The organism is Morganella sp. HSTU-ASny43 (assembly GCF_022819185.1).
GTDB classification, from domain to species: domain Bacteria; phylum Pseudomonadota; class Gammaproteobacteria; order Enterobacterales; family Enterobacteriaceae; genus Morganella; species Morganella morganii.
On sequence record NZ_WSPG01000018.1, the window covers coordinates 65,680 to 75,162 of the forward strand.

Annotated in this window: 11 protein-coding genes and 1 tRNA gene; 7 read left to right on the plus strand and 5 right to left on the minus strand. The window is 53.0% G+C overall.

All coding sequences use genetic code 11. From position 1 onward, the window contains the following. Window positions 1–55: 55 nt before the first annotated feature. From GN208_RS11180 to hemW, 3 genes are read left to right on the plus strand one after another with little or no spacing between them, the layout of a single operon-like run. Window positions 56–604 (plus strand): YggT family protein, encoded by a 549-nt coding sequence (locus GN208_RS11180; protein WP_004237823.1) that lies wholly within the window; start codon window positions 56–58, stop codon window positions 602–604. A gap of 12 nt (window positions 605–616) precedes the next feature. Then, window positions 617–1,213: an RdgB/HAM1 family non-canonical purine NTP pyrophosphatase gene (gene rdgB, locus GN208_RS11185; protein ID WP_004237822.1), complete on the plus strand. Its 597-nt coding sequence runs from the start codon at window positions 617–619 to the stop codon at window positions 1,211–1,213. Next, entirely contained in the window at window positions 1,206–2,336 is a 1,131-nt protein-coding gene (gene hemW / locus GN208_RS11190) for a radical SAM family heme chaperone HemW (protein ID WP_036418818.1), read from the plus strand. Before rdgB ends, hemW begins: the two co-directional genes overlap by 8 nt. Window positions 2,337–2,557: 221 nt before the next feature. Here hemW and GN208_RS11195 read toward each other — a convergent pair whose 3' ends face one another. The 5 genes from GN208_RS11195 to trmB form a co-directional block, all read right to left on the minus strand. Continuing rightward, window positions 2,558–3,514 carry an ABC transporter substrate-binding protein gene (locus GN208_RS11195; protein WP_004237820.1) on the minus strand — a complete coding sequence of 319 codons (957 nt, stop codon included), beginning with the start codon at window positions 3,512–3,514 and terminating at the stop codon, window positions 2,558–2,560. A 160-nt stretch (window positions 3,515–3,674) separates the two neighbouring features. Continuing rightward, window positions 3,675–4,403: a DUF2884 family protein gene (locus tag GN208_RS11200; protein ID WP_004237819.1), complete on the minus strand. Its 729-nt coding sequence runs from the start codon at window positions 4,401–4,403 to the stop codon at window positions 3,675–3,677. A 44-nt stretch (window positions 4,404–4,447) separates the two neighbouring features. Further along, complete coding sequence (gene glsB / locus GN208_RS11205; RefSeq protein ID WP_004237818.1) at window positions 4,448–5,374, minus strand: glutaminase B; 927 nt, start codon at window positions 5,372–5,374, stop codon at window positions 4,448–4,450. A 106-nt stretch (window positions 5,375–5,480) separates the two neighbouring features. Then, complete coding sequence (locus GN208_RS11210; RefSeq protein WP_015422519.1) at window positions 5,481–5,807, minus strand: YggL family protein; 327 nt, start codon at window positions 5,805–5,807, stop codon at window positions 5,481–5,483. Beyond that, a complete protein-coding gene (gene trmB, locus GN208_RS11215) occupies window positions 5,807–6,526 on the minus strand; it encodes a tRNA (guanosine(46)-N7)-methyltransferase TrmB (RefSeq protein WP_004237815.1) in 720 nt (239 codons plus the stop codon). Before trmB ends, GN208_RS11210 begins: the two co-directional genes overlap by 1 nt. 228 nt (window positions 6,527–6,754) lie before the next feature. Between trmB and mutY the strand changes: the two genes are divergently transcribed. The 4 genes from mutY (at window position 6,755) to GN208_RS11235 (ending at window position 9,483) form a co-directional block, all read left to right on the plus strand. Then, complete coding sequence (mutY, locus tag GN208_RS11220) at window positions 6,755–7,792, plus strand: A/G-specific adenine glycosylase (RefSeq protein ID WP_004237814.1); 1,038 nt, start codon at window positions 6,755–6,757, stop codon at window positions 7,790–7,792. A gap of 25 nt (window positions 7,793–7,817) precedes the next feature. Next, window positions 7,818–8,090 (plus strand): oxidative damage protection protein, encoded by a 273-nt coding sequence (locus GN208_RS11225; protein WP_004237812.1) that lies wholly within the window; start codon window positions 7,818–7,820, stop codon window positions 8,088–8,090. Window positions 8,091–8,159: 69 nt separating this feature from the next. Next, on the plus strand, window positions 8,160–9,236 hold the full coding sequence (gene mltC, locus GN208_RS11230; RefSeq protein ID WP_036418831.1) for a membrane-bound lytic murein transglycosylase MltC: 1,077 nt from the start codon (window positions 8,160–8,162) through the stop codon (window positions 9,234–9,236). A gap of 174 nt (window positions 9,237–9,410) precedes the next feature. After that, a tRNA-Phe gene (locus GN208_RS11235) sits at window positions 9,411–9,483 on the plus strand.

Genomic DNA, 9,483 nt, shown 5'->3' on the forward strand with positions numbered 1-9,483 from the left:
ACCTTAGTGCGTTATCACAAACCGGTTAATTTGTTTTCTGTTAAGGATTTCACCGATGCAAACACTGAATTTTGTTGTCACCACGCTCCTGCATGCCTATGCCACGATTTTACTGCTGCGTGTCTGGATGCAATGGGCGCGCGCGGACTTTTATAATCCGTTTGCCCAGTTTGTCGTGAAAGCCACACAGCCGGTTGTCCGTCCGCTGCGCCGTATTATTCCGGCTATCGGCCCGATTGATACGGCTTCTGTGCTGGTGGCCTATGTTGCCGTACTGCTGAAACTGCTCTTTCCGTGGTTTCTGGCCGGTTTTCAGGGACAACTCGGCGGGCTGATGCTGTTAGTCGCTTTCTTTAATCTTCTTTATCTTGCAGGTATGACGGTATTCTGGGTGATCCTCGCCCGCGCGCTGCTGAGCTGGTTCAGCCAGGGCCGCAACCCGGTGGATTATGTACTGATGCAGCTGACCGAGCCGCTGATGTCGCCGTTCCGCCGTATCATTCCGCCGATGGGCGGTATTGATTTCTCTGCAATGATTGTCATTTTTATTCTGTATGCACTGGGCTATCTCTATAACGATATTGTTCAGTGGATATTTATGTAATCAGGCGCTGATATGACCCGCAAAATTGTTCTAGCTACCGGCAATGCCGGAAAAGTCCGCGAAATGGCCTCACTGCTGGCGGATGCCGGTATGGATGTGGTGGCACAGACGGAACTGGGAGTCGGCTCCGTTGAGGAAACCGGCCTGACCTTTGTTGAAAATGCCATTATCAAAGCGCGTCACGCAGCAAAAGTAACCGGTTTACCGGCTATTGCGGATGACTCCGGGATTTCCGTCGATTACCTCGGCGGTGCGCCGGGGATCTACTCCGCCCGCTATGCCGGAACTGACGGCAACGACGGCGCCAATATCGTAAAACTGCTGGCCGCCCTTGACGGCGTACCTGTGGCGCAGCGTCAGGCGCACTTCAACTGTGTACTGGTGTATATGCGTCACGAAAATGACCCGACACCGATCATCTGCCACGGCCGCTGGGCCGGTGTGATTGCAGAGCAGGCGCAGGGCGAAGGCGGTTTCGGTTATGATCCTGTCTTCTGGCTGCCTGAACTGAATAAAACTGCCGCGCAGCTGCGTCCGGAAGAGAAACAGGCTATGTCTCACCGCGGCAAAGCGCTGGCACTACTGTCGGAAGCCCTGCGTAATGGGTAAGCTTCCCCCGCTCAGTCTGTATATTCATATCCCGTGGTGTGTTCAGAAGTGCCCTTACTGTGATTTCAACTCTCACGCGCTGAAAGGTGAAGTGCCGCATGATGATTATGTGGCACATCTGCTGGCGGATCTGGATGCCGATCTGCCGCTGGTTGCCGGTCGCGAAATCCGCACTATCTTTATCGGCGGCGGCACCCCCAGCCTGCTGAGTGCGGAAGCGATGCAGACACTGATGGACGGCGTACGTGCCCGTATTCCTGTCGCAGCAGATGCGGAAGTGACCATGGAAGCCAATCCGGGCACTGTGGAAGCCGATCGTTTCAGCGGCTACCAGAAAGCCGGTATCAACCGCATTTCCATTGGAGTGCAGAGCTTCGGTGATGACAAACTGATCCGCCTCGGGCGTATTCACGATGCCGGAGAAGCCAAACGGGCTGCCCGGCTCGCGGCGACACTCGGACTGCGCAGTTTTAACCTCGACCTGATGCACGGGCTGCCGGAGCAGCATCTCGGCGAAGCGCTCAGTGACCTGCGCCAGGCGATTGAACTCGCCCCGCCGCATCTTTCCTGGTATCAGCTGACGATTGAACCGAACACCAGTTTCGGCTCCCGCCCGCCGGTACTGCCGGATGACGATCTTCTGTGGGATATTTTCTCACAGGGCCATCAGTTACTGACACAGGCCGGTTATGTGCAGTATGAAACCTCCGCGTATGCAAAACCGGGATTTCAGTGTCAGCATAACCTCAACTACTGGCGTTTCGGGGATTACCTCGGGATCGGCTGTGGTGCGCACGGCAAAATTTCGTTTGCTGACGGACGCATTCTGCGGACAGTCAAAACCAAACATCCGCGCGGTTATATGGAAGGGCGTTATCTTGATCAGCAAAATGAGGTGGCAACGGAAGACCGGCCGTTTGAGTTCTTTATGAACCGGTTCCGCCTGCTGGAAGCGATGCCACGCCGGGATTTCACCGATTATACCGGACTGCCGGAATCCGTGGTTCGTCCGCAGATTGAAGCGGCACTGAATGCCGGTGAGATTTCTGAAACCGCAACCCACTGGCAGATAACCGAACACGGCAAGTTATTCCTCAATACGTTGCTGGAACGGTTTTTATAAAACAAAAACCCGGCCGCTTTCACGTCCGGATGAGATTGCTGACAAAGCAGGATAAAACGTGGTTTTTCCTGCTTTGTGTTATCAGCCGAAAATCAATAAATTGATTTTCCTGGTTTATTTTTACAACCCCTGGCGGTCGTCGCCAACCCCTGCGGGTTTGTCAACGGCCTGACCCGGCCGTTTTCACGTCCGGGTTTTTATTATTTATCTGAATCAGCGGATTACAGCGCGCTTTCCACGGCCTGCACCTGACGGTTCAGACTGTCCAGCCCGCCGCCGGAGAGATACCAGAGATCCGGCTGTAACACGATAATCTTGTCATTTTTAAAGGCATTGGTCTTTTTCACACCATCGGTTTCAAAAGCCGCTTTATCCCACTGCCCTGCACCAATCGCCGCGCTGCGGTCAATCACCAGAATCACATCCGGATTCAGCTCTGCCACCATTTCCGGAGTCACCAGCGGGCGTTTATCTTTCTCTGCTTTCGGGTCAACCGGAATATCAACAGCAGCCGCTTTCACCACCTGATAGACAACCGGCTGTTTATTCGGGAATAATTTACCGTCATTATGCAGCATCACCAGCACTTTCTTACCGGATTTGGCGGCTTTTTCCTGAGCCTGAGCAACGGTTTTATTCAGTGCGGCCAGTTCTTCTGCGGTTTTCTTCTCAATATCATAAAGCTGACCGATCAGAGTAATATTCGCCTCTGCCGCAGCCAGATAATCATCACCGCCGGTACCGAGGTTCACTGTCGGCGCGATTTTGTTCAGTTCATCAAATGATTTGCCCTGACGGCCGGTGATCACAATCAGATCCGGCTTCAGTTCTGCAATTTTTGCCAGGTCCGGCGTTTTCATTCCGCCTGCATCAGCGACTTTGCTGTCCACCTGACCTTTCAGGTATGACGGCAGATTGCCCAGCGGCAGCGCGACAACATTGTCAGCCAGTCCCAGCTTATTCATGGTGTCGTACACACCAAAGTCAAACAGCACCACGCGGGATGGCTTTTGTGCCACTTTCGCAGAGCCCGACTGATGTTCGATGGTCAGCAGCGGGCTTTTATCCGCCACGGCGGCAATATGATTCGGGGTATATTTCGGCGCGGAGTCAGCCAGCGCGGAAGCGGAGGCAAAGCCTAAAAACGGAATTAACACTAACGGAATGATCTTTTTCATGTTCCTGCCTGATTAAATGCGTTTAACGTCGCAGTTCATTCTAGGCAGAAGCCGAAACATGTCAATCAAATAAGAATCATTATCATAACAATTACCATTTATTTGAACCTGATCGGTTAAAAAAGCAGTTACCGGCACAGAATGTACCGGTAACCTTATATTACTTAAGGGAATTTATCAGCTGAATACGCTGTTGTTCCAGGGTAGTGACTTTGCCGCACACCTGTTTGCTGAACTGTTTAAAATCATCTTCCTGTTCACGCACGGCCTGCTGTAAGGATTTCTGTAACCCGTCCAGCCCGCTCAGTGCCGCACCGGCGGCGCTTTTGTCACCGGTCAGCCCGGCAAGCAGCTGTTTGCGGCCGATTTCATTGATAGCATCCTGAAGCATACCGCCGAGGCGCTGCTGGATCTGCGCCCGTCCGTCCTGCTCCACCTGCTTAATCGCCTGATGATGGAAGGCATAACCATCCGGACGGGTTTCAATGATCCGATCAACCTGTTTATTCAGATCCGCTTCCAGGGTTGTCAGATGGCCGCGCAGTTTGCTGTCCTGCCCCATCTCTTTGATCAGCACTTTATCCACAGCCTGACGGGATTTACCGATCCGGTTTACCGCCTGCTGTTTTATCCACGGCACATCCTGACGCACACCTGACTGGTAGCGTTTTGCATCCGCACTCTGTGCGGCGCTGAGTGTCAGGGATTTGCCGTCGCGGGTGATCTGCCCGTCAGGGGTGATCTTCATTTCCCCGCTTTTCCCGATCACCTGCACATAGGCCGGTGTGATAACCAAATCATCCTGCGGGGTGACACTGCACTGATACCCTTCCGCCGATGCCAGTGACGCGGCACCCAGACTCAGAACGGCAATCCATTTACGTAACATAAACACTCCTGATTCTCAGACAGCGGACGCTGAACCCGGCGGGTTCAGAAAATAGAGCGCCCGATTTTTGCGGATAACATTTCTAAGGCAGCGCAACCGGCCAAAGAGTTCCCTGAATCATCCAGTTCCGGAGACCAGACCACCACAGAAAACTCACCCGGCACCACACAGACGATCCCGCCGCCGACCCCGGATTTACCGGGCATGCCTATCCGGTAAGCAAATTCCCCGGAACCGTCATACATCCCGCAGGTCAGCATCAGGGCATTTATCTGCCGTGACTGTAACGGCGTGATCACAGGCTCCTGACCGCCCAGCGGTATGCCGCCGTTGGCCAGATAAGCAAAACAGGTTGCCAGTTCAGCACAGTTCATTGAGAGTGCGCAATAGTGAAAATAGTTCTCCAGCACCGTCAGTACATTATTCTCAAAATTGCCGAAGGATTTCATCAGGAAAGCAATGGCGGCATTGCGGCTGCCGTGTTCCAGTTCAGAACGCGCCACCTGCAAATCATAGGTGATATCCTGACTGCCGGTCAGTTTGCGGACAAACTCCAGCATCCGCTGGCGCGGTGCACTGAGGCGGGACTGCAGCATATCCGCGATAATAATCGCCCCGGCATTAATAAAGGGATTACGCGGAATACCCTTTTCCATCTCCAGCAGCACCAGTGAGTTAAACGGCAGACCGGACGGCTCTTTGCCGACCCGCGACCAGATCTCCGATTCCTTATAACGCGTCATCGCAAGTGTCAGACTCAGCACTTTGGAAATGGACTGCACCGAAAAGCGCTGATACGCATCACCGGCGGCAAAAATCTCCCCGTCCACGGTACACACCGCGATCCCCAGCCTGTCAGGTGAGACTTCCGCCAGCGCCGGAATATAATCCGCCACTTTACCGGAGCCAATCAGCGGCCGGACACGGTGTAAGATATCGTCCAGCAGTTCATTACTAAAGTGTGTGGTCAAGGTTGTTACTCCAAAACACGGCACGCCACAACTCCGGAGGCCGGAGAGAGATAAGGGCACCTTTTCAGGTGCCCTTATTAATAATTAGCGTGGTAAGAAATTTATCTCAGTCCCACCAGATATCGAACAGTTCAGACATCTGAATGTTCTGCATCCCTTTGGCTTTCAGCCAGTCACCCACCAGCTTACGGTGCTCATCGGTACATTCACCGATTTTCTGTAAACAGACCATGGCTTCCCAGCTCAGGTAACCGCTGGCATCCAGCGCCAGGCCGTTCGGCTCGATCACTTCCTCAACCAGCTGGTCAACGGTGCGGTCGATAGTGTCGACATCAGTGCCTTCCGGGAAGTCCCATTTGAAGGAAAAACCGAGTTCGCGGAACTCATCGATACGCATTTTTTTCCGTAAACGACGACTACGTTGTGTTGCCATTATTTCATCCTCTCAAACATCAGATCCCAGACGCCATGGCCTAAGCGATGGCCGCGTTTTTCAAACTTCGTGACCGGCCGGGTTTCCGGGCGCGGTACATAATCCTGTGTTGCTGACAGATTGCGGTAACCCGGTGCCTGAGTCATGACCTCAAGCATGTGCTCCGCATACGGCTGCCAGTCTGTCGCCATATGGAAGATACCGCCCTGCGTCAGTTTTGTCCGCACTTTTTCCGCAAACGGCAGCTGAACAATGCGCCGTTTATTGTGACGGGCCTTATGCCACGGATCAGGGAAGAACAGCTGCACCATATGCAGGCTGTTATCCGGGATCATTTTATCCAGCACTTCGATGGCATCATGGCACATCACCCACAGGTTCGTCACCCCGGCTTCCTGCGCATCCGCCAGACATGCACCGACACCCGGAGCATGCACTTCAATCCCCAGATAGTTTTTATCCGGATTCTGTTTCGCCATCTCCACCAGAGAGGCGCCCATGCCGAAACCGATCTCCAGTGTGACCGGTGCATCACGCCCGAACAGTGCGGTAAAATCCAGCAGTTCCGGGGTAAAATCCACCCCTGCTGACGGCCACAGGTCTGTCAGGGCATCTTCCTGACGTTTGGTCAGCCGTCCCTGACGGCGCACAAAACTGCGGACACGGCGCAGGGCTCTGCCGTCTTCATTAAATTCCGGCGAAATTACATTGTTGATCATAAGGTTTGCTGTCAGTATCCCGGCAAAAATAAATCATAATGTGTCCGGCACAACGGGCTGCGCTGCGCTGACACACGCAAAGTGCGGCAAGTTTAGCAAGAGACAACCGACTTCGCACCGGTTAATCATCCTCTTTCGCACAATTTCAGGCAAAAGTTGGTTTACAGTCGCAAAACAGTGTGCTGGAATTCCCGTCAATTAAAACTATTCAATTATTATTTTATTCTCATGGAAGCACAGCAATTTTCGCAATCGGTTCTGACGTGGTATCACCGCTACGGCAGAAAAAACCTGCCCTGGCAGCAGGAGAAAACGCCTTACCATGTCTGGCTCTCTGAAGTGATGTTACAGCAGACCCAGGTGGCAACGGTTATTCCTTATTTTAACCGTTTTATTGAACGGTTTCCGGCAGTCACAGACCTGGCTGCCGCCCCACTTGATGAAGTGCTGCATTTATGGACCGGGCTCGGCTATTACGCCCGTGCCCGCAATCTGCATAAAGCCGCGCAGACTATCGCTTCTGAATTCGGCGGACAGTTCCCGGTCACGTTTGAGGATGTGGTTGCCCTGCCCGGTGTCGGGCGCTCAACCGCAGGCGCGATTCTGTCCCTCTCTCAGAATCAGCATTTCCCGATTCTGGACGGCAATGTCAAACGGGTGCTGGCGCGCTGTTACGCCGTCAGCGGCTGGCCCGGTAAAAAAGAGGTGGAAAACCGTCTCTGGGCAATCGCCGAAGATGTGACCCCGGCTGACGGTGTGCAGTATTTTAATCAGGCGATGATGGATCTGGGCGCGATGGTCTGCACACGCAGCAAACCCAAGTGCGAGCTGTGCCCGCTGCAGTCCGGCTGCATTGGGTATGCAGAGCACAATCCGGCGGCGTATCCCGGCAAAAAACCGAAACAATCAATTCCGGAAAAAACAGCTTACTTTCTTATCATTCAGCATGATAATGAGATCTGGCTGGAAAAGCGCCCGGCAAAAGGGATTTGGGGCGGATTATACAGTTTTCCGCAGTTTGCAACGGAAGACGCCATGCACGACTGGCTGGCACAGCGCCGCATCAGCCACTCACCATTACAGCAGCTGATTGCCTTCCGCCACACATTCAGCCATTTTCATCTGGATATTGTGCCCGTTGCCGTAAACGTCACCGATCGCACAGCAGTCCATGACGACAGCGACGGGATTTGGTATAACAGCCAAAATCCGCCGGCGATCGGCCTGGCCGCCCCGGTGGAAACCTTGCTTAAGCAGATCGGGTAAAGAACCCCATTTTTGAGGATGTTACATGAGCAGAACAATTTTTTGCACTTTTCTTCAGCGTGAGGCTGACGGCCAGGATTTTCAGCTCTATCCGGGCGAATTAGGTAAACGTATTTTTAATGAGATTTCCAAAGAAGCCTGGCAGCAGTGGATGTCCAAACAGACCATGCTGATCAACGAGAAAAAACTCAGCACCATGAACCCGGATGATCGCAAACTGCTGGAACAGGAGATGGTCAAATTCCTGTTTGAAGGCCACGATATCCACATTGAAGGCTATACACCGCCTGAAAAATAACCCTGTCATCAGAGCCCTTTCCCGGCTCTGATGTTGTATCTGAACCCGGATCACACCGTATTTATACCCATGAAAAAACTTGCTGCACTGATCATTATTGCGCCGCTGCTGGCTTCCTGTACCGGTTCACAGGAACAGACGGATTACCGTCCTGAATATGTTAAGGATACCAACGGATTTGATATTCTGATGGGTCAGTTTGCCCATAACATTGAAAATATCTGGGGTATAAAAGAAGTTCTGATCGCCGGTCCGAAAGATTACGTCAAATACACCGATCAGTACTACACCCGTTCCCATATCAACTTTGATGCCGGTACCGTCACTATTGAGACGCTGGCGGGGGTTGAGCCGGAAGCGCATCTGCGTCAGGCGATTATCAATACCCTGCTGATGGGAGAGGATCCGGGCTCGGTTGACCTCTATTCTGATGCCAACGATGTCACCATCAGTAAAGAGCCGTTCCTGTTCGGCCAGGTGCTGGATCATACCGGACAGCCGATCCGCTGGGAGTGGCGCGCCACCAAATTCGCGGATTATCTGGTGACCAACCGTTTACAGCGCCGCCAGTCCGGCTCACAGATGATCACCTATATCACCCTGAAACTGGTGCCGAACCATCTGGATCAGCGTGCTCACAAATACCTGCCGCTGGTTCGTCAGGCATCCGCCAAATACGGCGTGGAAGAGTCTCTGATCCTTGCGATTATGCAGACGGAATCCAGCTTTAACCCGTATGCGGTCAGCCGCTCTGATGCGCTGGGACTGATGCAGATTATGCCGAACACCGCCGGACGTGATGTGTTTAAATCACAGGGCCGCTCCGGTGTACCGGGCCGCAGCTATCTGTTTGACCCGGCAAGCAACATCGATACCGGTACCGCATATCTGGCGATTCTGCAGAATACCTATCTCGGTGAGATCAGCAACCCGACATCACGGCGCTATGCGGTGATCACTGCCTACAACGGCGGTGCGGGCAGTGTGCTGCGTGTCTTCCACAGTGATAAGAAACAGGCCGCCCGCATTATCAGCGGTATGGAGCCGGGTAAAGTGTATGAAACCCTGACGACAAAACACCCGTCCGGAGAATCCCGCAATTACCTGCGCAAAGTAAACGACCTGCAAAAAGGTTACCGCCGTTAAACTTTCCGGCGGGCAGCATCCGCAGTTGTCCGCCGGTAATTTTACGTGTTATGCCGTAAAAACAGACGTTATTGATTAAAACTTCAGTAAATTGCAGAAAAAACCGGCACTTGATTAAATTTGAAGGAAATAAGATTGACGCCCCGAACGGAATCGGGTTTAATACGCCTCGTTGCCCGGATAGCTCAGTCGGTAGAGCAGGGGATTGAAAATCCCCGTGTCCTTGGTTCGATTCCGAGTCCGGGCA